Below are 21,140 nucleotides of genomic sequence, written 5' to 3'. Positions count from 1 at the left end.
CTTGCACATTTTCAGTCTCAGTGCGCGGGTGATTTGCGCTCCAGCATGCGCGAATATTGCGTCAATGGATAACACAGCACGAAGAAGATCACCGCGACCAGCCCATAGACCGTGAAAGGTTCGAAGGTGGCATTATTGATCGCATTGGCGGTTCTGAGAAGCTCTTCGAAGCCGATGATCGAGGTCAGCGCCGTGCTCTTGATCAGCTGCACGAGGAAGCCGACCGCCGCCGGCCGGGTGATGGCGAAGGCCTGCGGCAGGATGACGAGGCGCAGTTCCTGCAACCGGTGCAGCCCGAGGCTCGCGCCCGCATCCCATTGCCCGCGCGGCAGCGCTTCCACGCCGCCGCGCCAGATCTCGGCGAGATAGGCGCTGGCATAGAAAGTCAGTCCGAGTGCGGCCGCCGTCCAGGGTTCGATCCGGAAACCGAGCATCGGCAGGCCGAAGAACATCAGGAACAGCTGCATCAGGAGCGGCGTGCCCTGGAAGAGCGCGATATAGCCCGAGCCGAAGCGGCGCAGCCAGCGGCGCTCGGAGATGCGCGCCGCAAGGATCGCAAGCCCGACGGCCGCCCCACCGGCAAAGGCGACGGCCGACAGCAGCACCGTCCAGCGGGTGGCGAAGATCAGATTGCGCAGGATGTCCCAGAAGGTGAATTCGATCATGACACGCCGGCTCCAAGCACGCGCCTGCCACCGGCGACGAAGAGCCGGCGCAGGGCCATCGACAGACCGAGATAGATCAGGGTGACGACGAAATAGGTCTCGAACGAACGGAAGGTGCGCGCCTGCAGGAGGTCCGCCTCGTGGGCGAGTTCCCGAACCGCGATCTGCGAGACGACGGCCGATTCCAGCATCATGATGATCACCTGGCTGGTCAGCGCCGGGAAGATCACCTTCAGCGCCTGCGGCAGGATGATCTTGACGAAGACCTGGCGGGGTTTCAGCCCGAGCGCGAATGCCGCCTCGCTCTGTCCTTTCGGCACAGCATCGAGGCCCGCGCCGACGATCTCGGTCGTATAGGCGGCCATGTTGAGGGTCATCGCGACGATCGCGGCGACAATCGGATCGAGCCGGATGCCGAGGCTCGGCAGACCGAAGAAGATGAAGAACAGCTGCACCAGAAACGGCGTGTTGCGGATCACCTCGACGTAGACGGCAACCGCCCTGCGCAACAGGCCGTAGCGGCTGCGGCGGGCGGCGGCAAAGAGAATGCTGATCAGGATGCCGAGCACCGTGGTGCAGGCGATCAGGAACACGGTCATGGCGGCGCCGTGGGCGATCGCGCCCGCAGCGTCCTTGAGCCAACCGAAGCTGAGGCCGTAACCCATCGTTGGAACCTTTCCTCGGCATGTTTCCTTAAATCGGCACGAACAAGGATAAAAACATGCCGTAATTCAGAAGTGCTACAGCGGCCTTCGCGCGCCTGATCAGACGCGCGGCGCTGTAGAGGCAAACGGGGAGCGTCGCTCCCCGTTTGCCATCAGGTGCCTTTAGTCCTTGAGGTTGTCGGGGTTAAGCGGCGTCTTCAGCCAGGCTTCCGAACTCGCGTTGAGCTTCCCGTCGGCGAGCATCTTGGCGACCACATCGTTGACCGCAGTCTTCAGCCCCTCTTCGTTTTTGTTGAGGCCGATATGCGACGGCGAGGTCAGGAGCTGGAACTTCTGCTCCGGCTTCAGGGCCTCCTGGCGCGCCAGCACCTGGGCACCAACGTCGTTGCCAACGACCATCAGCTGGGTCTGGCCGGAGATGAAGGCCTGAATGACCGCATTGTAGTTGTCGAAACGCTGGATGTCGGCATTGGCCGGCGCTGCCTCGGTGAGCGACGTGTCTTCCAGCGTGCCGCGGTTGACGGCGATCGTCTTCTCCGCGAGATCTTCCTTGCCGGCGACCTTCAGCTCGGCCGGGCCGATGACGGCGATGTAGTAAGGTGCATAGGCCGCGGCGAAGTCGATGACTTCGGCGCGCTCCTTGGAGAAGCCGACGCTCATCAGGATGTCGACGCGCTTGTCGTTGAGATAGGGAATGCGGTTCTGGCCCGTGACGCTGACAAGGTTGAGCTTGACGCCGAGGCTGTCGGCGATCTGCTGCGCCACGTCGACGTCGTAGCCCTTGATGCTCATGTCGGCGCTCGCCGAGGAGAAGGGCGGGAAGTCGGAGAAGATGCCGACATTGATCTGGCCGGCGGACTTGATGTCGGCGAGCGCGTCGGCCTTGGCGATGCCGGCGGCGGCACCCAGCATCAGGGCGGCGGCGAAGGCTGTCTTCAGTTTCGAATGGATCGTCATGGTAATTCCCCTACCCGGAAGCTTTGTGATTGTGATGTCTGGTGGTCGGCCGCCGTTTCCGGTCCGGCGGCCGACGAACCCTTAGTCAGGCCTCAAGCCGACTTGCCGGTGATCGCCGGGCTGAAGACCATGAGGCTCAGGATTTCGAAGAGCACCTGCGCGCCGGCGTGCGCCGTGTTGGTGGTCGAGTCATATTGTGGTGCCACTTCCACGACGTCGCCGCCGACGAGGTTGATGCCCTTGAGGCCGCGGATCAGTTCCAGCACCTCGCGGGTGGTGAGGCCGCCGACCTCCGGCGTGCCGGTGCCCGGCGCGAAGCTCGGATCGAGGCTGTCGATGTCGAAGGAGAGATAGGTCGGGCCGTCGCCGACGATCTTCTTCGCCTTCTCGATGATCGCGGGAATGCCGAGACCGGTCACTTCCTCGGCGTGGATGACCGTCATGCCGGACTCGTAGGAGAACTCCCAAAGATATTCGGCCGAGCCGCGAATGCCGATCTGCACCACGCGGGTCGGGTCGAGCACGCCGTCGAGCACGGCGTTGCGGAACGGACCGCCATGGTGGAACTTGGTGAGGTCGTAGGCGCCGCCGGTGTCGCAGTGGGCGTCGATGTGGATCATGCCGACCGGGCGCTTCTTGCCGACGGCCTTGAGGATCGGATGGGTGATCGAATGGTCGCCGCCGACCGACAGCGGCAGCACGCCGGCATCGACGATCTGGTTGATGCGCTTTTCGATATCGTCATGGCTGAGTTCCAGCCGGTAGCGGCTCTGGAACGGCACGTCGCCGATATCGGCGACGCGCAGTTCCTGCACCGGCGTGCAGCCGAGCACGTGGTTGTAGGGGCCGATGCGCTCGATCGTACGCAGCGCCCGCGGTCCGAAGCGCGAGCCCGGACGGTTGGTGACGCCAAGATCCATCGGGATGCCGACGATCGCCACCTGCAGATTGCCGAAATCCGGGTTTTCGGCATCGACGGGCATATGCGGCGCGGTCAGGAAGGTCGGGATGCCGGAATAGGGCGCAAGCCGCGTGCCGCTCTTGTTGAAGATCTTGTCGGCGACCTTGCGAAAGGTCGGGTCGAACAGCTCGCCGCCATGGCTTTCGCCGTATTTCGCCTTGAGTTCGGCAAGCTTGTTATCGTCCCAGGCCATCGGTGGTCCTCCGTCATCCATAGCCTGAGGCATGCGCGCGAGGGCGCCACAGATATCTCTCTGCGGATGAGCCGGCTTGTCCGGCGCGATCATGTTCCCCAGGCGTTTTCGCCTTTGTTGATGAATATTAGGCGGCAATTCCTCTGGAAAATCAATTGACATTGTTATAGCGTTTCGTGTGAGAAAAATTCACATTCTGAACTGCCGCCGGAACCCTCTGATTTGTCCAGCCGCCTGCCGCCCCTGAACCCCTTGCGCGCCTTCGAAGCGACGGCGCGGCGGGGCTCCGTGTCTGCGGCCGCACGCGAATTGAACGTGACCCACGGAGCGATCAGTCACCAGATCCGTGCGCTCGAACTCTCGGTCAACGCCGCCCTGTTCGAGCGCGGCGGCAAGCGGCTGAAACTGACGCCGCAGGGCGCGCTGCTGCTTCCGGCCGTCACCCATGCCTTTGCCGAGATCGCAGCGGCGACCGCGGCGATGACACGGCCGACGACGAGCGGAGAACTCCGGATCACCTGCGTCCCGGCTCTGCTTTCCTTCTGGCTGATCCCGCGGCTGCATCTCTTCACCGAGCAGTATCCAGACGTGCGCCTGACGCTGATCGCCTCCAACGACGAAGCCTATCTGCATTCGCCCGATGTCGACGTCTGCCTGATCTATGGCGACGGCAACTGGTCGGGCGCCTGGGCCAAGCTCTGGAGTCGGCTGGAACTCTTCCCGGTCGTGAGCCCGACCCTGCTCAACATGCGGCCCTTGCGCTCGGTGCGGGATCTGCGCGACCACGTGATGCTGCATGGCGACGACGGGCGCGAGTGGAACACCTGGCTTGCCGCGGCCGACGCCAGCGACCTGCAGCGCGGGCGGCAGCATTTCATGAGCGACGCCAGGCTTTCGACCGAGGCGGCGCTGCACAATCAGGGCGTGGCGCTTGGCGACACCATCACCGCGGGCAGCCTGATCGCGCGCGGCGAACTGATCGCGCCCTTCGACCTGACCGTGCCCGCCAACGATGCCTTCTTCGTTGCCTGCCGCAACGAGGTGCTGGCAGCCCCGATCGTGCGCATCTTCATCGACTGGATGTTCGCCACACTCGAGAGCGACCCCATGCCGGAACTCCAGACGTCGGCACGCACGATTATTCGCAGCCGCACCTCGAAATCCGAGCCGACAGATCGTAAATCGGGCAAGGACAGCTTTCAGCCGGTTTCGGCGCCGAGCCGAGCCCGCCGACCCGATCGCCCGCAAAAGCGTAAAGCCAAAGCCTAACCTACAGGAACGCCGCCATGCCGCATTTCAACCCGCTCGTCGAAAAGCTCTCGCCGCCGCCAGTACCCTCGGTGCTGGCCTGGGCGAAATCCTACGACGGCTCCCGTGGTCCGCTGATCGACCTGTCGCAGGCGGTGCCCGGCTATCCCGCCCATCCGGACATGCTGTCCTGGCTCGGCGAGGCTGCCGCCTCCACCGCCTATACCGGCTATGGCGCGATCGAGGGCGAAGCGGTGCTGCGCGAGGCCTATGCCGCCCATGTCGCAGAACTCTATGGCGCGACGGTTTCGGCCGACAACGTCCACATCACCTCGGGCTGCAACCAGGCCTTCATCTGCACGGCGATGGCGATCGCCGGCGCTGATGATACGATCCTGATGACCAACCCCTATTACTTCAATCAGGAAACGACGCTGTCGATGCTCGGCATCAACGTCGAGCTCGTACCCTGTGATGCCGGCGCCGGCTTCCTGCCGGAGGTCGATGCGATCGCAGCAGCCCTTCGTCCCGGCATCCGGGCGCTGGCGCTCGTCTCGCCCAACAACCCGACCGGCGCCGTCTATCCGCCGGAGCTTCTCTCCCGCATCCACGAGGCCTGCCGTGCCAAGGGCGTCTGGCTGATCCTCGACGAAACCTATCGCGACTTCCTACCGGATGCTTCGGCAGCACCCCATGGGCTGCTTGCGAGCGAAGGCTGGCAGGATAGCTTCATCGGTCTCTACAGCTTCTCCAAGTCCTTCTGCATTCCCGGCCATCGTTTGGGTGCGATCACCGCCGGCCCCAAAGTCATCGAGCAGGTGACGAAGATCATGGACAACCTGCAAATCTGCGCGCCGCGTTCCGCCCAGGCCGCCGTTGCCAGGGCCATTCCAGCACTCGCCGATTGGCGCCAGGCCAACAGCGCCGAGATCTCCGCCCGCGCCGATGCGCTCAGGGATGTGATGAGCCGCTTGCCGAAGTGGAAGCTGCAGGCGGTCGGCGCCTACTTCGCCTATGTCCGCCACCCCTTCCCCGATATCGACTCGCAGTTCATTGCCGAGAAGCTGGCAAAGCTCGCCGGCGTCGTCTGCCTGCCCGGCGATTATTTCGGCGAAGGCCAGGAGAACTACCTGCGCTTTGCCTTTGCAAACGCCGATGCCGACACGATCCGCCAGCTTGAGGAGCGGCTGGCGAACTTCACTCCGCCGGGCCTCTAAACCATTGAAGTAACGTATAAAGCGCGCGGCGTTACCCGCGCCGCGCGATCAGGATACCGAGAAGAACGATCGCTCCGCCGATCGCCTGCATCAGGCCGACCGGTTCGGCCAACAGCATCCAGGCGAGGATCGCCGCCACGACCGGCTGCAACAGCAGGGTCAACGAGGAAAAGGCGGGCGGCAGATACGCCAGTGCATAAGTGATCGCCACCTGCCCGCCGGCATGGCTGATAAAGGCAAGGCCAAACAGCATCGCCCAGCCGAAGGCGGTCGGCGGCAACAGCGTCGGTTCCGATAGAAGCACGATCGGCAGCATGCAGATGGCCGCCGAGGCCGTGCTCCAGACCATGATCCTGATCGTGCTGAACAGGCTGCGCAACCGCCCGATCGCCAGGATGTAGCCGGCATAGAACATCGCCGCGACGATCGCGATGCCGTCACCGACGAGATTGCCCTCGCCCAGCGCCATCGGCCCGCCCTTGAGGGTGACCACACCGACGACTGCCGTCACCAGCCCGATGGCAAAGACAGCGCTGATACGCGAACGGAACAGAAGCCAGCTGGCAAGCGTCACGAAAACGGGCGCAAGGTTGGCAAGCAGCGTCGCATTGGCGACCGAGGTCTTCGTCAGCGCGTAGTGCCAGGCCGCAAGGTCGATGGCGAGAAACACGCCGGGCAGGATCAGAAGCGCATATTCCGAGAGCTTTTCCGGCCGTCGCCCACCGGCACCCTCAGGGCGGAACCATGTCCAGGCGAGAAGCGGGATCAGCGCCAGCGCCACCCGCCAGAAGGCGGTCGCCATCGGCCCCACCTCCGACAGACGCACGAAGATCGGCGAACCACCGATCGCGGCGCCACCGATGAGGAGCGCGGCCATCGCAAGACGATTGTGGGAATGGGAAGCATGGGTCACGGGAGGCATCCGGAAGGAGCTGGCGTCTGAGGCAGGAAGCCGACGAGCTACCAGATGCGAACAGGCCGCAACAGCCCCTGTGCGTCGAGGCCTGCAAGAAAAAACGGCCGCCGCAGGATGCGACGGCCGCTTTCAATCTTTGTTACGGTGTCTTGCGGCTCACGCAGCGTCCGGCACATGCACGGTCTTCACTTCGAGGAAATCCTCGAGACCGAAGATGCCGCCTTCACGACCGTTGCCCGACTGCTTGTAGCCACCGAACGGGCTGCCGTACCGATGCGGTCCGCCGTTGATGTGCACCATGCCGGCGCGAAGGCGGGCGGCGACCCGCTCGGCCCGCTTCGGGTCGCCCGTCTGCACATAGGCCGCAAGACCGTAATTGGTGTCGTTGGCAACGGCGATCGCTTCCTCCTCGGTGTCGAAGGGGATGATTGCAAGCACCGGACCGAAGACCTCCTCGCGGGCGATGCGCATGTCGTTGTTGACGTCGGCAAAGATCGTCGGCTTGACGAAGTAGCCGGTCTCGAAGCCCTCGGGCTTGCCGGCACCGCCGACGATGAGGCGCGCGCCTTCGGCGATACCCGCCTCGATCAGCGCCTGCACCCGGCCGAACTGGATGTGGCTGACGAGCGGACCGATATGGCCGCCTTCCTTGGTCGGGTCACCGACCTTGGCCTCCCGGCCGACGCGCTTGGCGATCTCGACCACCTGGTCGTAGACGCTGCGCTCGACCAGCATGCGGGTCGGTGCGTCGCAGGACTGGCCGGAATTGTTGAAGCATTCGAGCACGCTGCCGGTGACGCGGTCTTCGAGATCGGCATCGGCAAAGACGATGTTGGGCGACTTGCCGCCGAGTTCCAGCGTCACGCGCTTGACGGTCTCGGCTGCATCCTTGCTGACGGCGATGCCGGCGCGGGTCGAGCCGGTAAACGACATCATGTCCACGTCGCGGTGCTTGGAAAGGGCGGCACCGGCGTTGATGCCGTCGCCGTTGACGAGGTTGAAGACGCCGGCCGGGAAGCCAGCCTCGTGCACCATCTCAGCATAGAGCATGGCGTTGAGCGGCGTGAACTCGCTTGGCTTCAGGATGCAGGTCGAACCGGTCGCAAGTGCCGGCACCACCTTCAGCGCGATCTGGTTGATCGGCCAGTTCCAGGGCGTGATCAGGCCGCAGACGCCGATCGGCTCGCGCAGGATGACGTCGCCGTTCGGCAGCCGGTCGCGGCTCTTCAGCCGCTTCAACGCGTCGATGAAACCCTGCAGGTGACCGACGCCGACATCGGCCTGCTGCTCACGGGTCATGGTCTTCGGAGCGCCGAGCTCCATGGTGATGGTGTCGACCATCTCGTCATAGCGGCGCTTGTAGACGGCAAGCAGTTTTTCAAGCAGCGCCAGGCGCTCCTCGACGCTGGTCTGGCTATAGCTGGCAAAGGCCTTCTTGGCGGCGGCAACGGCGCGGTCGATGTCCTCGGCCGTGCCCATCGAGATGACGGCAACGGGCTTTTCCGTTGCCGGGTTCAGCACCTCGAGGTCGTTTGCGACCACGGGATCCACCCAGGCGCCATTGATGTAGAACTTGCGTTTGTCGAGCATACGCTCCTCCTTCCCGTCAGTTTGTCTTCTGTTTTTCCATGAGCCAGTCGCGGATCAGCGTTCGATAACGCTCACCCGAAAAGCTCGGAAAATGTCCGCCGTGAACGATACGCGCGGGGATCGTCAGCAGCCGTTCCATCGACGCCAGGTAGTCGTCGGCGTTGGAATGATAGGTGTCCTCGATCAGCGGCCCGTCATAGAGGATGTCGCCGGAGAACATGATGCCGGTCTTCGCCTCATAGAGCGCGATGCCGCCCGGCGAATGGCCCGGCGTGTGGATCACCTCGAACACCCGGTCGCCGAGGTCGATATGGTCGCCATCTTCCAACAGCCGCGTCGCCGGCGCCGCCTTCACCGCATAGGTGGTGGACGCATAGGGCTCGGGCGGCAGCGCGTCGAAGATCTCGTCGGCGACGTAGGGGTCGGCGAGCGTGTTCCTGCGCGTCGGGTGAGCCAGAAGCTCGGCTTCCGCCGCATGCACGCAGCGGCAGTCGAACTCGTGGTGGCAGCCGATATGGTCGAAATGGGTGTGACTGGCAACGGCGTCCAAGGCACGCTCGGTGACGAGCGGCACCCACTCCCTGAGCGACACCACGCCCATGCCGCTATCGACCAGCATGTCGCGGTCGCGGCCGCGCACGTGCCAGATGTTGCAGCGGTAGAACTCCTGGATATAGGGCTCGTCGATGGCGGTGACGTCGTCGTCGAGCCGCCTGACGCGATACCAGTCCTTGGGCGCAATTCTCTGCATGGTGCTACGCATGTCCACCTGTGGCGGGCAAGGCTACGACGTCGGCTGCGCGCACCGCAAGTGGCACGATTTCGCCTTCGCGCACGCTGGCCGACTGCGGCAGATGCGCCACCAGCGCCCGCGTATCCGGGGCAGAGGGCTGCAGATGGCAGCGATAATGCGTGCCGAAGAAGGCGCTGCCGGCAACGCGCGCCTCGCCAAGCACCACCGTCGGCCCCTCCGCCTTGTCGTCAGCGCGGAAATGCTCCGGCCGGATCGTCAGCGTGATCCGGTCGCCGGCCTTCGGCGCGGATGCCGTGAAGTTCTTCGCCGGCAAAGCCAGGCTGCCGAGTGGCGTTTCGACATGGGCAGAGCTTGCATCGGCCGCCGCAACACGGCCGGAAACGAAATTGACCTCGCCCATGAAGCCCGCCGAAAACAGCGAGCGCGGCCGCATGTAGATCTCCGACGGCGGGCCGAAATCCTCGATCCGTCCCTGGTTCATCACCACGATGCGGTCGGCGATCGCCATCGCTTCTTCCTGGTCGTGGGTCACATGCACGAAGGTGGTGCCGACCCGCTTCTGGATCGCCTTCAGTTCGTCCTGCATCTGGCGGCGGAGCTTGAGATCGAGCGCGCCGAGCGGCTCGTCGAGCAGAAGTACGTCGGGGTCAACCGCAAGCGCGCGGGCGAGCGCCACGCGCTGGCGCTGGCCGCCCGAGAGTTCGTGCGGCCGTTTGTGGGCAGAGGCCTTCAGGCCGACGAGGTCGAGGAAACCGAGCGCCTTTTCGTCGCGCGCGGCCCTGGCAAGGCCGCGCATCCTGAGCCCGAAGCCGACATTGTCGACCAGGCGCATATGCGGAAACAGCGCATAGTCCTGGAACATCGTCGTCGTCGGGCGCTTGGCCGGCGCCACATAGGTCATGTCCTTTCCGGCGATCGACACCCGTCCTGAGCTCGGCGACTGGAAACCGCCGAGGATCGACAGAAGCGTGGTCTTGCCGCAGCCCGAAGGCCCGAGCAGCACGATGAACTCACCCGCCCGGATATCGAGGGAGACGTTGTCCAGCGCGGTGAAGGCGCCGAAGATCTTGCTGACGTTTTCGATCGAGACGCAAGCGGTCATTGTTTTTTCGTCCTTCCGAAAAGGGAAAGCTCAAGGATGAGGAGCACGGCGACCGAGGCGAGGAACACCAGCGAACCGATGGCATTGGTCTTGGGGTTGAGGCCGGAGCGCAGCATGCTCCAGATCTCGACCGGCAGCGTCACGTCGAAGCGCGACAAGAGGAAGGCGATGATGAATTCGTCCCAGCTGAAAGTGACGGAGAGGAAGAAGGCCGCCAGGATCGACGGCATCAGCATCGGTGCCGTCACCAGCGCCATCACCTTGAAATCATTGGCGCCGAGGTCACGCGCCGCGCGCTCGATGTTGATGTGATGATCGCCCATCGAGGCATAGATGATGGCAAAGCAGAGCGGCAGGTTGATCACCACATGACCGATGCCGACCGTCATCAGCGATAGCGGGACATGCAGCGCGTTCATCAGCGAGAGCAGGCCGAGCGCGATGATCAGGTAGCTCACCGTCATCGGCGCGATCAGCAGGCCGCGCTGCAGCGCCGAGCCCGGCAGCTTGTAGCGCGCCAGCGCATAGGCCGCGAGAAAGCCGAGCAGCACCGAGATAACAGAGGAGACGAGCGCCACGACCATCGAATTGCCGAGTGCCGCCATCAGCTTGCGGTCTGCGAACACCGCCTCGTACCATTGCAGCGAGAAGCCGTTGAACGGCGGCACCGGCAGGCGGCCATCCTGGAAGGAAAAGAGCACCAGCACGGCGACCGGAAGGAAGATGAAGGCGTAGACGAGGGCGAGATAGGCCCAGGAGAGCACGCTTGCGGAGATCTGGCGCAGCATCCTCAGGCCCTCTCGATCTTCAGCCAGCGGGCGCAGGCGAGATAGGCAACGGTGACGGCGAGCATCAGCACGATCGACAGCGCCGCCGCCATCGGGAAGTCCGCCCGGCGCCCGAGCTGCAGCATGATGATCTGTGGCAGCACCAGCTCATTGTTGCCGCCGAGGATCTGCGGCGTGACGTAATCGCCGATGCACAGAACGAAGGTGAGGAAGGCGCCGGTCATGATGCCGGGCAGCGTCAAGGGCAGCACCACGTGCCAGAAGGTCTGGAAGGCGTTGGCGCCGAGATCGGCGGCCGCACGGCGATAGTTGGGCGACAGCTGGATGAGGTTTGAATAGATCGTCAGCGTCAGGAGCATGACGAAGAAGTGCACGAAGCCGATCACCGTCGCGGTGCGGGTGCTGGCAAGTTCAAGCGGCTCGGAGATCAGGCCGATGTTCAGGAACAGCTGGTTGATGACGCCGTTCTTCGACAAGACAAGCAGCCAGGAATAGGAGCGCACGACATAGGAGGTCCAGAACGGCAGGATCGCCAGGATCAGCGCCATGCGCTGCAGCCGCTTCGGCACGCGCTCGGCGATGATCCAGGCAAGCGGATACGCAAGCAGCACCGAGATCACGGTGACGATGACGGTGATTTCGAGCGAATTGACCAGCCCCTGGAACAGCGCGTTCTCGGAGAAGAAGCGCGCGTAGTTGTCAAAATTCCAGACGCGAACGAGATCCCGCCCTTCCCGCTTCCAGAGGCTCATCGCCGCCATGAAGGCGAACGGCACGACGAAGAAGGCGATGGTCCACAGAAGCGCCGGGGCGACGAAACCCCAGGCCTTGCGGCGGTCCGCGTCTTCGAGCGCTGTCGCTGTTGAAAGGGTTCCGGCGTCTGCCATGGCTATCCCGGGGCTCAAGGGTTGCGGGCATGGTTTGCCCTTGCGCCGCCGCAGCGGCCCACAACGAAGGTGAGGCGGGCGCAGCATCAGCCGCGCCCGCTCTTGTCGTTACTGCTGCAGCATTTCCGTCCAGGCGTCCTGGAACTGCTGGTCGAGTTCGGCCGACGGGATCGGATAGAGCTGGCTCTTTTTCAGGTATTCGGCCTGCTCGTTGAAGCGCAGCGCCGTCTTCTGCTGGTCCGTCAGGTGGTCGCCCGCCTTGGCATTGGCGGGCATCGCCCAGTAGCAGGACGAGGTCGCAAGCCGCGCCTGGCCCTCGGGGCTCAGGATGTACTGGACGAACTTCAGCGCCAGATCCTGTTTGGTCGAGTCCTTCATGACGCCAATCGACTGGGCCCAACGCACGGCGCCCTGTTCCGGAATGGTCCAGTCGAGGCTCGGCTTGTCGGCCGAAAGAACGGCGGTGATCCACTCGCCGCCGCCGACGAGGATGTCGACTTCGCCGGTCGCAAGCGCCGTCTGCGAGGAGACGACGTCGCTCACCTGCTTCGACATTGCCCGCATCGCTGCGAGCTTTTCCTTGATCGCCGGCATGTCCGCTTCGGTAAGCTCGGAGGTCTTCTTGCCGAGGCCGAGGCCGACGAGACCGATCATCGGCAGGTAATAGTCGTAGAGCGCGATGCGGCCCTTGTACTTGTCCGACCAGATGACCGACAGGTCCTGCATGTCCTTCGGATCGACCTTGGTCTTGTCGTAGGAAATCGTGTTGTAGCCGAACTTCTCGGTGACGGCGTAGGTCTTGCCGTCCTTGGTGTTGTTCGCCTCCATGCGCACTTCCGGGAAGATGTCTGCGGTCGGCAGCGCATCGGCGGGAATTTCGGCGAGCAGATCGAGATCGATGGCGCGGTGCACGTCGACGCCGTCGATGACGAGCACGTCCCAATCGCCCGGCTGCGACTGATCGAGGATCGAGAGCCCTGCCCCGGTGCCCTCATAGACCTTGACGTTCACCTTGACGTCGTTGGCCTTCTCGAAGGGTTCAAGCAGCGCCGGATCGGTGTGGTCGCACCAGACGAGCGCATTGAGCTCTTCCTGGGCGAAAACGGGTGCGGGCGCTGCGACGGTGGACAGCGCGGCGATCGCAACTGCGGCAGTGGAGGAGAAAAAACGGCGCCGGCGCGCACCGTCACGAACGGACTGGATCATGCTGTTGCCCTCTTGTTTTGACGCTCGTTCCGGCGTCTTCAAAAAAAGATTGAATGAATTCATTTTTTAAGTCAATCTCAATTTTGAACCAATTCATAATTCGGGGAAATATCAGATGACGGGACTGCGCGCACGGCAAAAAGCCGATCGGAACCGGCGTATTCTCGACGCCGCCGCCGCGCTCTTTCGCGAAGTGGGCTATGACAGCGCCCGCATCGAGGACATTGCCGAGCGCGCCGAGATCTCGGTCGGGACCTTCTACAACTACTATGAAAACAAGGGCGACATCCTGCTCGCCACCGTCTCGATGGAAGTCGAGGAAGTGCTTGACGCCGGCCGCGCCATCGTCGAGGACCCGCCGGCTTCGGTCATGGGCGCGCTCGACGCCCTGATCGGCGTCTATTACGACCACTCGCTCTACTATCTCAGCAAGGAAATGTGGCGCACGGCGATGGCGATCGCCATCCAGCAGCCGGAAAGCCCGTTCAGCAAGCGCTATACCGAACTCGACGGCCGACTCTGCGAGCAGGTCTCGACCCTGATCCTCAAGCTGAAGGGCAAGGGTGTCGTCGCCATCGACATCGATGCCGAGGCGGTCGGCGAGATGTTCTTCAACAATCTCAACACGATGTTCACCGAGTTCGCCAAGCGCGAGCCGATGACGCTCGACGACCTGAAGGCCCGCGTTTCACGCCAGAACCGGCCGCTGGCGACGCTGATCGCAGCGCGCTGAGCATCACGAAACGCATACGCCACGAACACACCAAGGGAACCTGATGTCAGATCTCGAACAGGCGGTGCTCGCCGCTGCAGACCGACTTGTCGATGCCTTTGCCCGGCACGACCGCGCCGCCTATTTCTCGGCCTTTTCGCCAAATGCCACGTTCATTTTCCACACGCTCGATCGGCCGTTGAAAAGCCGGGCCGAGTACGAGGCGGAATGGGCGCTTTGGGAGGAGCGGGACGGCTTTCGCGTCCGCGCCTGCCGGTCAAGCGAACGCCATGTTCAGGCGGCCGGCGACGTCGCTGTCTTCACCCACCGCGTCAATACCGAGCTCGAATTCAACGGCGAGCCGGCAACGGCAGACGAGCGCGAAACGATCGTTTTCCAGAAGACAGCGTCAGGGGAATGGATGGCCGTGCACGAGCACCTGTCGCGCCACGACTGATATCGAGAGGTCAGAAGGCGCCAAAAACGACGGCGCTGACAAAGGAAAAGGCCGCAACGATCGCAATTGCGTGCGGGACCAGATGGACGAACGATCGACGCTGAGGTGCGGATGCATAAAGCGCGTACCGGGTCTGAATCATCGGTCTCGAAACGTTCATCGCGTCTCTCCGTTTCTCGTTCGCGGACCATAACCCGCTTTCCTCCGTTCTCCTATATTCTCGATTGAGTTTATAGATATTATTTTCCGCTAAATGTGCGTGTCGTGAAAAATCGGTTCGGCGGAACCGTCGTCGTCAATGCCGATTGCGATCGCGGTCCTGCAGGTGTTTCGACCAGCTCTCGCTGAACCAGGGGGTCAGAAGCGAGACGTCGGAGGCGCGGTGGGAACCCTTGAGCGCGCTGTCCACCTCAACGCAGGTCCAGACCGTGAAGGCGGTCAGTTCGTGTTTGCCGAACGTCTGGATCAGCGGAATATCCGCCGCGTCACGCCCTCGGGCGACCGCTATGCGGCCCGCCCGCCGCTGATTGTTCTTGGCATCGAACGTATGCCAGCGGTCGCCGAGAAAGACCTCGAACCAGGCGTTGAAATCCATCGGCGCCGGATTGTCGCTTTTGGGAATGTCGGCCATGTAGCCGTTCACGTAGCGCGCCGGCATGTTCATGCAGCGGCAGAAGGTTATTGCCAGATGGGCGTAGTCGCGGCTGACGCCGACGCGATCCTCGTGCGTCTCGAGCGCCGTGCGCATCGCCTGGGCATAGCCGTAACTGAAGACGAGCCGCTCATGCACATAGTCGCATATCGCCTGCACCCGATCCCAGCCGGCCGGCACGTCTCCGAACAGCCGCCAGGCAAGCGCCCCCAGCCGGTCCGTCTCGCAATAGCGGCTGGCCGCCAGATAGGGCAACCATGCCGGCGGAAGCGCTTCCACCGGCACCGCCTCGGCGAGCGGATCGGAGGCGTCGAGCCTGCCGTCGTCCTCGATCACCGCATCATAGGTGAGCTTGAAATCCCCCTCCGGCGCGGTCATGCGCAGACAGCCATTGCCGTGCGGGTCGGTAATCTCTTCCATCTTCACAAGCGGAGACGGCAAAGGCCCATGCTCGCGGCGAAGCCCCGGCCGCCGCTCCTTCGCCACGGAAAGGTAGGTCATCATCGGCGTTGGTTGCGGACAGCGAATGCCGATTTCATAGCCAAAGCGCACGAACATCTCAGACCTCCAAGTTCAACGGAAAGCACCCCTTCCCGTCTGCCCTGCCCCGCCAGATGACGCGGCACCCCCTTGGTATCCGTAGGCCAGAACCGCGCAGTCGGTCCCATGCCAGCAAACGCCACGAGCCTCCCCTCCAACGGACAGGCCGATGTCAAACCCGATAGTAGCGCATCCGGCAGCGGGGCGATATCGCGATCGTCGCGAAAACGCCCCTACCCGCATGCGCGTTCTCGTAGACTACGACGGCCGCTAAAGGCCGACGGCGTCCTTGAACTGGTACCACCAGGAACCGATCGTCGAATATTGTGCGCGGAACATGCGACCGCCCGGGAACGGATACCAGGGCAGCTTCTCGAAGACGTCGTAGCGGGTCGTGTCGCCGTCGATCGCCTCGGCGAGCGTGCGGCCGAAGAGGTGCGATCCGGTAACGCCGTGGCCGCTATAGCCGTGGGCGAAGTAGGTGTTGCTTCCGATCCGCCCCATCTGCGGCACGCGGGTGAAGGAAAGCGCGAAGTTGCCGCTCCAGGCATAGTCGATCTTCACACCCTTCAGTTCAGGAAACACCTTTTCGAGATTGGGCTTCAGCTTGGCGACGACATCGGCCGGATCGGTGCCGCCATAGACGGTGCCGCCGCCGAAGATCATGCGCTTGTCGGCAGACAGGCGGAAATAGTCGAGGATGTAGCGCACGTCCTCGACGCACATGTCGCTCGGGATCAGCGAGTGGGCCAGTTCTTCGCCGAGCGGAGCCGTCGTGATCATCTGCGTCGACACGGGCATCACCCGCGAGACGAGTTTCGGCACCGCGTCGCCGAGATAGGCATTGCCGCACAGAACGACGATGCGCGCGGAAACCTCGCCGCCCTCGGTATAGACCGTCGGCCGCGCCGCCTCGTGATCGACCCGCGTCACCGGCGACTGTTCGTAGAGCGTGCCGCCGATGCCTTCGAAGGCGCGTGCCTCGCCGAGCACGAGATTGAGCGGATGCATGTGGCCGCCTGTCGTGTCGAGCATGCCGCCGCAGTAGGCGTCGGACTTCACGAGCTTGCCCAGCGCTTCCCGGTCGAGAAGCTGGTGATCATCCATCCCGTACTTGCGCCAGAGCGCCTGCTTGGCTTCGAGTTCGTTCATATGCGCGGGCGTATAGGCGGCGTAGATGTTGCCCGGCTTCAGGTCGCAGTCGATCTGGTACTGGCTGACGAGGCGGCGGATGATCTTGCCGCCCTCCTGCACCAGCCCTCCGATGAAGCGCGCGGCATCATCGCCATAGCGGCGCTGGATCGTCGACAGGCTGGCGTTGAGACCGTTGACGACCTGGCCGCCATTGCGGCCCGAAGCACCCCAACCGACCTGCGCGCCCTCGATGACGACGACCTTGTAGCCCTTTTCGGCAAGATGAATCGCCGTCGACAGGCCGGAATAGCCGGCGCCGACGACGCAGATGTCGGTCTCGACCCGACCCTGAAGCCGGACGGGCGTGCGGATGATGTTGCGCGAGGCGGCGTAGTAACTGGTCGGGTAGCTGCCGTCGCCGGCATAGGATTTCTGTTTGGTAAGCATCAGACGATTTCCAGATAGGCGCTGAATTCGTAGTCCGTGACCTGCTCGGCAAAGCCTGCGATCTCCTGGCGTTTGCAGGCGATCAGCATCGAGCGCAGCACGGGATCGAAGATTTCGGCGGCAATCGGTCCTGCCTCGAAGCTGTCGACCGCTTGCCCCCATTCCGAGGGAATTTTGGGCAGTTTCTCCGCTGCATAGGCCCGACCCGAAACCGGCGCCGGTGGCTTCCACTTGTTGCGGATGCCGACCAATGCGGCACCGAGGATCGCGGCGATGACGAGATAGGGATTGGCGTCGGCACCGGCGACGCGGTGCTCGATACGGCGCGCGGCGGGATTGCCGCCGGGAATGCGGATCGCCGAGGTGCGGTTCTCATAGCCCCAGCAGACGGCCGTCGGCGCATGGGTATCGGGCCTCAGCCGTCGGTAGGAATTGAAATGCGGCGCAAACAGCAGCGTCGTCTCGGCCATGCCGCGCAGCAGTCCGGCAACAGCGTTCTTCAGGATCGATGAGCCCTCGTCGCTGCCATCGTTGAAGACGTTGTTGCCCTCCTCGTCGAGCAGGCTGAAATGGATGTGCAGACCGTTGCCCGACCGGGTGCCGTAGGGCTTGGCCATGAAGGTCGCGGCAAGCCCATGCTTGCGCGCCACGCCCTTGACGATGCGCTTGAAGAAGATGGCGTCGTCCGCCGCCTTCAGCGGATCGTCGGTGTGGAGCAGGTTGATCTCGAACTGGCCGATGCCGTTTTCGGCGATCGCCGCATCCGCCGGCACGTTCTGCCGGGCGCATTCCTTGTAGACGTCGGAGAAGAACTCGCCGAAATCATCAAGCTCGTCGATCGACAGGATCGCGTCGGAGTCGAGCCGTTTACCGGTATAGGGCGAGATCGGCGGCACGGCGCTGTCGGGCTCCGGATCGATCAGGTAAAACTCCAACTCGGTGGCAACGACCGGGCGCAAACCCAGCTCCTTGTATTCACGCACGACGGCCGCCAAGGCCTGGCGCGGATCGGCGAGGAACGGCTTGCCATCTTCGAGCTGCAGCCAGAGCGGTACGAGAGCGCTCGGTCGCGAGGTCCAATTGACCGGCAGCGCGCCGCGCCCGGTGACACCGCAGATGCCGTCACGGTCGCCGCTCGCAAACACCTGCTCGCTGTTGATGATGTCCTCGCCCCAGACGTCGACGCCGACGATCGAGAGCGGCATGCGGATGCCGCCGCCGAGCACTTTGCCGGCCTGCTCCACCGGAACGCGTTTTCCCCGCATGATGCCGTTGAGGTCGCAGACCACCGCCTGGATGCTTTCGATCGGCCCGTTCTGCTCGAGCCATGCCTTGAATGCACTGGGATCTTCCGCGTCGAGCGACATATCGCAAATCTCTTTTTGTGATCACATTTTTAGAAAGTTGACATAATTCAGGAATTGGAGTCAAGCAGCGGCAGTGCTATCACGCGTTTGACGTAGAGCGGGACGCGGAAAAGTGTATGCGGGCGTTTGCCAAACGCCCCCTCGCTGTGAGAAAGCCATCCCAATCCGGGCAGAAGGACATGCGCTCTTGAAACCCCTTGCCTTACCGCCACTCGGCCGACCCGACGGCATGACCACGCATGACTACGCCTTCAACCGGCTGCGCCAGGCGATCATGGTCGGCGCCTTTCGACCCGGCACATCCGTCACCATCCGCGGCCTTGCCGAGGCGCTTGAAAGCAGCCCGACACCGGTGCGCGAGGCGTTGCGCCAGCTCACCTCCATCGGCGCGCTGCAGTTTCTCGAAAACCGCCGCATCGTCGTGCCGCACATCACCCCTGCCCGCTTCGCGGAGCTGATCTCGCTGCGCATCGCGCTCGAAAGCCATGCCGCCCGCCGGGCCGTCGCGCACCTGTCCGAGCGTCAGATCGAGCAGATCGTAGCGATCGACGACAGCATCGAGACGGAGATACGCAAGGGCGACAAGGTCGCGGCGCTGATCGCCAACCAGGCGTTCCACCGGATGATCTACACAGCGAATCCCGATGCAGTCGCCATGCCGCTGATCGAAAGCGTCTGGCTGCAGCTCGGCCCGATCCTCGGCATTGCGATGGAACACGTCACCGAACTCTACGTCGTCGATCGCCACCGCGAAGCGATCGAGGCCTTGAGGCGGCGTGACGAAGAGGCCGCCGCCGACGCGATCGCCGCCGATATCCGCGAAGGCATCGGCGGCTTCGACCAGCAGGCCGTCGCGCGCCTGCTTCGGCTGGCGGCTTGAGCAATCGTCGGCTCACAAATTTTAGTGTGACTAAAATTCCGTATTGACAAGTCCGAGGCTCGACACCAAAGTCGTTGAAATACAGATGCATAGCAACGGGAAGCAACAGGCTCCCGAGGCCTACGCTCGCGCATTTCGAGGGGGAGGAGTCCGCTTGAAGAGCCACAAATCCGCATCCCGAAACATCGTCCATACCGGACGCAGACATTCCCCGTAGGCGCGCCTTCACGCCCACACGGATCCGTCCCTGTCCGCAGCGGCCCGCCTGAAGCGCGGCCGTCTCCGACCTTTCAAATCCTCAAGCCAGAACTGGAAACACCATGACGGAACTCTCGAAGAGCCGTTTTGCAGCGCTCCGCCGCAAGATGGCCGAAAGCAATGTCGGCCTCGTCGCGCTCGCGCCGGGATCGCACATGGATTGGCTGATCGGCTATCATCCGCACCCGGACGAGCGCCCCTGCCTGCTTTTGATCGGCCCGGAAAAGGAAGCCTTCCTGATGCCGGCGCTCAACGCCGAAGGCACGCGCGAGCACACCGACATCGCCTTTCACAACTGGGCCGATGACCTAGGCCCGGCGGAAGCACTGGACGCAGCGCTTGCCGACGTTGGCGCCGCTTCCCCGGTCCGTATCGTTCTCGATGAAACCATGCGCGCCGATTTCGCGCTGCTTTTGATCGATGCGCTGCCAGCCGATACCGCCCGTGAATTCACCCCGGCAACACTTGGCGCGCTGCGCATGCGCAAGGACAAGAGCGAATACGACCTCTTGAAGATGAACGCCGGTATCGCCGACCGCGCCATGCAGGCAGCGTTTGCGAAGATCCGTCCGGGCATGACCGAGAAGGAACTGGCCGCCGAGATCCGTGGGCACTTTTCCTCCGAGGGTGCGGCACCGGCCTTCTGGATCGTCGGCGCCGGCGGCAATGGCGCCTTCCCGCACCATTCCGCCAGCGAGCGGGTGATCGAGGAAGGCGACGCCGTCGTCATCGATATCGGCGGCCGCAAGCAGGGCTTCCCGAGCGACATCACCCGCATGGCGATCGTCGGCCCCGCGCCCGAAGGCTACGGCCAGATCCACACCATCGTCGAAAAAGCCGTGCAGGCAGCGCTGAAGGCGGCCCGCCCGGGCGTGCTTGCAAAGGAGGTCGACGCTGCTGCCCGCAAGGTGATTTCGGATGCCGGCTACGGCGAGTACTTCGTCCACCGCACCGGCCACGGCATGGGCATCGACGGCCACGAGCCGCCCTACATCACCGCGACCTCGGAAACCGTGCTGGAAGAGGGCATGGTGTTCTCGATCGAACCCGGCATCTACCTTCCCGGCCGCTTCGGCATCCGCCTCGAAGACATCGTCATCCTGCGCGAGGACGGGCCGGAGGTTCTCTCCTCGCTCCCCCGCGACGTTCACGTCGCCAAGGTTTGATAAAACAAGGTCTGAATGAAGTTGCGGCGCCCTCGGGCGCCGCTTCTCCTTGTCGCTTCGCGTATGGGCGCGTCTACAGTGCCGACGGCTTGCGCGGCCTCGGCGTCTGCTCGACCTTTCCCTTCTTGCCAGGTTGCCTCTTGTAGGACGGCTCCCGTTGCTCGACCGGCGGCCAGATCCAGTAGTGGCCATAGGGCTTGCGCTGGATCCCCTCGTAGTATTCGCCCTTTCTGGTGCGCATCTGCGCTTCCACATCGCTGGCGACAGCCGCCACGGCGAAGAACGCGCCGACCATCGCGGCTGCAAACACATATCCCGATTTCAACATCTTCAAGCTCCTTGTCTCCTGTCTACGCCTGAAGCGCGCCAGGTCAATGG

The 21,140-nt window shown here is 63.5% G+C and carries 21 protein-coding genes; 6 read left to right on the top strand and 15 right to left on the bottom strand.

Translation table 11 applies throughout. The features are described 5' to 3' along the window. Positions 1–17 precede the first annotated feature (17 nt). The 4 genes from C1A35_RS33375 to speB form a co-directional block, all read right to left on the bottom strand. On the bottom strand, positions 18–665 hold the full coding sequence (locus C1A35_RS33375) for an amino acid ABC transporter permease (protein WP_104668519.1): 648 nt from the start codon (positions 663–665) through the stop codon (positions 18–20). After that, positions 662–1,330, bottom strand: a complete 669-nt coding sequence (locus C1A35_RS33370) for an amino acid ABC transporter permease (RefSeq protein ID WP_104668518.1) — start codon at positions 1,328–1,330, stop codon at positions 662–664. Before C1A35_RS33370 ends, C1A35_RS33375 begins: the two co-directional genes overlap by 4 nt. A gap of 162 nt (positions 1,331–1,492) precedes the next feature. Further along, complete coding sequence (locus C1A35_RS33365; RefSeq protein ID WP_104668517.1) at positions 1,493–2,287, bottom strand: transporter substrate-binding domain-containing protein; 795 nt, start codon at positions 2,285–2,287, stop codon at positions 1,493–1,495. A 92-nt stretch (positions 2,288–2,379) separates the two neighbouring features. Beyond that, on the bottom strand, positions 2,380–3,441 hold the full coding sequence (gene speB / locus C1A35_RS33360) for an agmatinase (protein WP_104668516.1): 1,062 nt from the start codon (positions 3,439–3,441) through the stop codon (positions 2,380–2,382). 222 nt (positions 3,442–3,663) lie between these two features. Here speB and C1A35_RS33355 point away from each other — a divergent pair, with 222 nt between their 5' ends. After that, entirely contained in the window at positions 3,664–4,710 is a 1,047-nt protein-coding gene (locus C1A35_RS33355) for a LysR substrate-binding domain-containing protein (RefSeq protein ID WP_104668515.1), read from the top strand. A gap of 17 nt (positions 4,711–4,727) precedes the next feature. Then, positions 4,728–5,906 (top strand): aminotransferase, encoded by a 1,179-nt coding sequence (locus C1A35_RS33350; RefSeq protein WP_104668514.1) that lies wholly within the window; start codon positions 4,728–4,730, stop codon positions 5,904–5,906. A gap of 31 nt (positions 5,907–5,937) precedes the next feature. Here C1A35_RS33350 and C1A35_RS33345 read toward each other — a convergent pair whose 3' ends face one another. The 7 genes from C1A35_RS33345 to C1A35_RS33315 form a co-directional block, all read right to left on the bottom strand. Further along, a complete protein-coding gene (locus tag C1A35_RS33345) occupies positions 5,938–6,828 on the bottom strand; it encodes a DMT family transporter (RefSeq protein WP_369126488.1) in 891 nt (296 codons plus the stop codon). A 150-nt stretch (positions 6,829–6,978) separates the two neighbouring features. Continuing rightward, a complete protein-coding gene (locus tag C1A35_RS33340) occupies positions 6,979–8,412 on the bottom strand; it encodes an aldehyde dehydrogenase family protein (protein ID WP_104668513.1) in 1,434 nt (477 codons plus the stop codon). Positions 8,413–8,428: 16 nt separating this feature from the next. Further along, complete coding sequence (locus C1A35_RS33335; RefSeq protein ID WP_104668512.1) at positions 8,429–9,163, bottom strand: MBL fold metallo-hydrolase; 735 nt, start codon at positions 9,161–9,163, stop codon at positions 8,429–8,431. 4 nt (positions 9,164–9,167) lie between these two features. Then, a complete protein-coding gene (locus C1A35_RS37285; protein ID WP_104668511.1) occupies positions 9,168–10,268 on the bottom strand; it encodes an ABC transporter ATP-binding protein in 1,101 nt (366 codons plus the stop codon). Beyond that, complete coding sequence (locus C1A35_RS33325; protein ID WP_104668510.1) at positions 10,265–11,056, bottom strand: ABC transporter permease; 792 nt, start codon at positions 11,054–11,056, stop codon at positions 10,265–10,267. Before C1A35_RS33325 ends, C1A35_RS37285 begins: the two co-directional genes overlap by 4 nt. 2 nt (positions 11,057–11,058) lie before the next feature. Beyond that, positions 11,059–11,943, bottom strand: a complete 885-nt coding sequence (locus C1A35_RS33320) for an ABC transporter permease (RefSeq protein WP_104668509.1) — start codon at positions 11,941–11,943, stop codon at positions 11,059–11,061. A gap of 108 nt (positions 11,944–12,051) precedes the next feature. Next, positions 12,052–13,149: an ABC transporter substrate-binding protein gene (locus C1A35_RS33315; RefSeq protein WP_104668542.1), complete on the bottom strand. Its 1,098-nt coding sequence runs from the start codon at positions 13,147–13,149 to the stop codon at positions 12,052–12,054. 115 nt (positions 13,150–13,264) lie between these two features. Here C1A35_RS33315 and C1A35_RS33310 point away from each other — a divergent pair, with 115 nt between their 5' ends. Further along, positions 13,265–13,882 carry a TetR/AcrR family transcriptional regulator gene (locus C1A35_RS33310; protein ID WP_104668508.1) on the top strand — a complete coding sequence of 206 codons (618 nt, stop codon included), beginning with the start codon at positions 13,265–13,267 and terminating at the stop codon, positions 13,880–13,882. 43 nt (positions 13,883–13,925) lie between these two features. Further along, positions 13,926–14,318 carry a YybH family protein gene (locus tag C1A35_RS33305; protein ID WP_104668507.1) on the top strand — a complete coding sequence of 131 codons (393 nt, stop codon included), beginning with the start codon at positions 13,926–13,928 and terminating at the stop codon, positions 14,316–14,318. A gap of 295 nt (positions 14,319–14,613) precedes the next feature. On the opposite strand, the gene C1A35_RS33300 is transcribed toward C1A35_RS33305, so the two are convergent. The 3 genes from C1A35_RS33300 to C1A35_RS33290 form a co-directional block, all read right to left on the bottom strand. Next, positions 14,614–15,528 (bottom strand): transglutaminase-like domain-containing protein, encoded by a 915-nt coding sequence (locus C1A35_RS33300; RefSeq protein WP_104668506.1) that lies wholly within the window; start codon positions 15,526–15,528, stop codon positions 14,614–14,616. A gap of 252 nt (positions 15,529–15,780) precedes the next feature. Then, on the bottom strand, positions 15,781–17,094 hold the full coding sequence (locus tag C1A35_RS33295; RefSeq protein ID WP_210202587.1) for an NAD(P)/FAD-dependent oxidoreductase: 1,314 nt from the start codon (positions 17,092–17,094) through the stop codon (positions 15,781–15,783). Continuing rightward, positions 17,091–18,458, bottom strand: a complete 1,368-nt coding sequence (locus C1A35_RS33290; protein ID WP_104668504.1) for a glutamine synthetase family protein — start codon at positions 18,456–18,458, stop codon at positions 17,091–17,093. Before C1A35_RS33290 ends, C1A35_RS33295 begins: the two co-directional genes overlap by 4 nt. A 187-nt stretch (positions 18,459–18,645) precedes the next feature. Here C1A35_RS33290 and C1A35_RS33285 point away from each other — a divergent pair, with 187 nt between their 5' ends. Beyond that, positions 18,646–19,338: a GntR family transcriptional regulator gene (locus C1A35_RS33285; protein WP_104668503.1), complete on the top strand. Its 693-nt coding sequence runs from the start codon at positions 18,646–18,648 to the stop codon at positions 19,336–19,338. Positions 19,339–19,658: 320 nt separating this feature from the next. Continuing rightward, positions 19,659–20,762 carry a M24 family metallopeptidase gene (locus C1A35_RS33280; protein WP_104668502.1) on the top strand — a complete coding sequence of 368 codons (1,104 nt, stop codon included), beginning with the start codon at positions 19,659–19,661 and terminating at the stop codon, positions 20,760–20,762. A gap of 73 nt (positions 20,763–20,835) precedes the next feature. On the opposite strand, the gene C1A35_RS33275 is transcribed toward C1A35_RS33280, so the two are convergent. Continuing rightward, positions 20,836–21,090, bottom strand: coding sequence for a hypothetical protein (locus tag C1A35_RS33275; RefSeq protein ID WP_158665235.1), 255 nt, complete (start codon positions 21,088–21,090; stop codon positions 20,836–20,838). Positions 21,091–21,140 lie beyond the last annotated feature (50 nt).

It is taken from the genome of Ensifer adhaerens (assembly GCF_002940685.1).
GTDB classification, from domain to species: domain Bacteria; phylum Pseudomonadota; class Alphaproteobacteria; order Rhizobiales; family Rhizobiaceae; genus Ensifer; species Ensifer adhaerens_E.
The sequence above is the reverse complement of the archived record's forward strand: the minus strand, read 5'-3'. Positions and strand labels throughout refer to the sequence as shown.

Coding starts and splice junctions, on each gene's coding strand:
- C1A35_RS33375 (WP_104668519.1), bottom strand. CDS start 665: ATGATCGAATTCACCTTCTGGGACATCCTGCGCAATCTGATCTTCGCC.
- C1A35_RS33365 (WP_104668517.1), bottom strand. CDS start 2,287: ATGACGATCCATTCGAAACTGAAGACAGCCTTCGCCGCCGCCCTGATG.
- C1A35_RS33290 (WP_104668504.1), bottom strand. CDS start 18,458: ATGTCGCTCGACGCGGAAGATCCCAGTGCATTCAAGGCATGGCTCGAG.
- C1A35_RS33370 (WP_104668518.1), bottom strand. CDS start 1,330: ATGGGTTACGGCCTCAGCTTCGGTTGGCTCAAGGACGCTGCGGGCGCG.
- C1A35_RS33315 (WP_104668542.1), bottom strand. CDS start 13,149: ATGATCCAGTCCGTTCGTGACGGTGCGCGCCGGCGCCGTTTTTTCTCC.
- C1A35_RS33340 (WP_104668513.1), bottom strand. CDS start 8,412: ATGCTCGACAAACGCAAGTTCTACATCAATGGCGCCTGGGTGGATCCC.
- C1A35_RS33345 (WP_369126488.1), bottom strand. CDS start 6,828: ATGCCTCCCGTGACCCATGCTTCCCATTCCCACAATCGTCTTGCGATG.
- C1A35_RS33335 (WP_104668512.1), bottom strand. CDS start 9,163: ATGCAGAGAATTGCGCCCAAGGACTGGTATCGCGTCAGGCGGCTCGAC.
- C1A35_RS33280 (WP_104668502.1), top strand. CDS start 19,659: ATGACGGAACTCTCGAAGAGCCGTTTTGCAGCGCTCCGCCGCAAGATG.
- C1A35_RS37285 (WP_104668511.1), bottom strand. CDS start 10,268: ATGACCGCTTGCGTCTCGATCGAAAACGTCAGCAAGATCTTCGGCGCC.
- C1A35_RS33275 (WP_158665235.1), bottom strand. CDS start 21,090: ATGTTGAAATCGGGATATGTGTTTGCAGCCGCGATGGTCGGCGCGTTC.
- speB (WP_104668516.1), bottom strand. CDS start 3,441: ATGGCCTGGGACGATAACAAGCTTGCCGAACTCAAGGCGAAATACGGC.
- C1A35_RS33300 (WP_104668506.1), bottom strand. CDS start 15,528: ATGTTCGTGCGCTTTGGCTATGAAATCGGCATTCGCTGTCCGCAACCA.
- C1A35_RS33305 (WP_104668507.1), top strand. CDS start 13,926: ATGTCAGATCTCGAACAGGCGGTGCTCGCCGCTGCAGACCGACTTGTC.
- C1A35_RS33325 (WP_104668510.1), bottom strand. CDS start 11,056: ATGCTGCGCCAGATCTCCGCAAGCGTGCTCTCCTGGGCCTATCTCGCC.
- C1A35_RS33310 (WP_104668508.1), top strand. CDS start 13,265: ATGACGGGACTGCGCGCACGGCAAAAAGCCGATCGGAACCGGCGTATT.
- C1A35_RS33350 (WP_104668514.1), top strand. CDS start 4,728: ATGCCGCATTTCAACCCGCTCGTCGAAAAGCTCTCGCCGCCGCCAGTA.
- C1A35_RS33320 (WP_104668509.1), bottom strand. CDS start 11,943: ATGGCAGACGCCGGAACCCTTTCAACAGCGACAGCGCTCGAAGACGCG.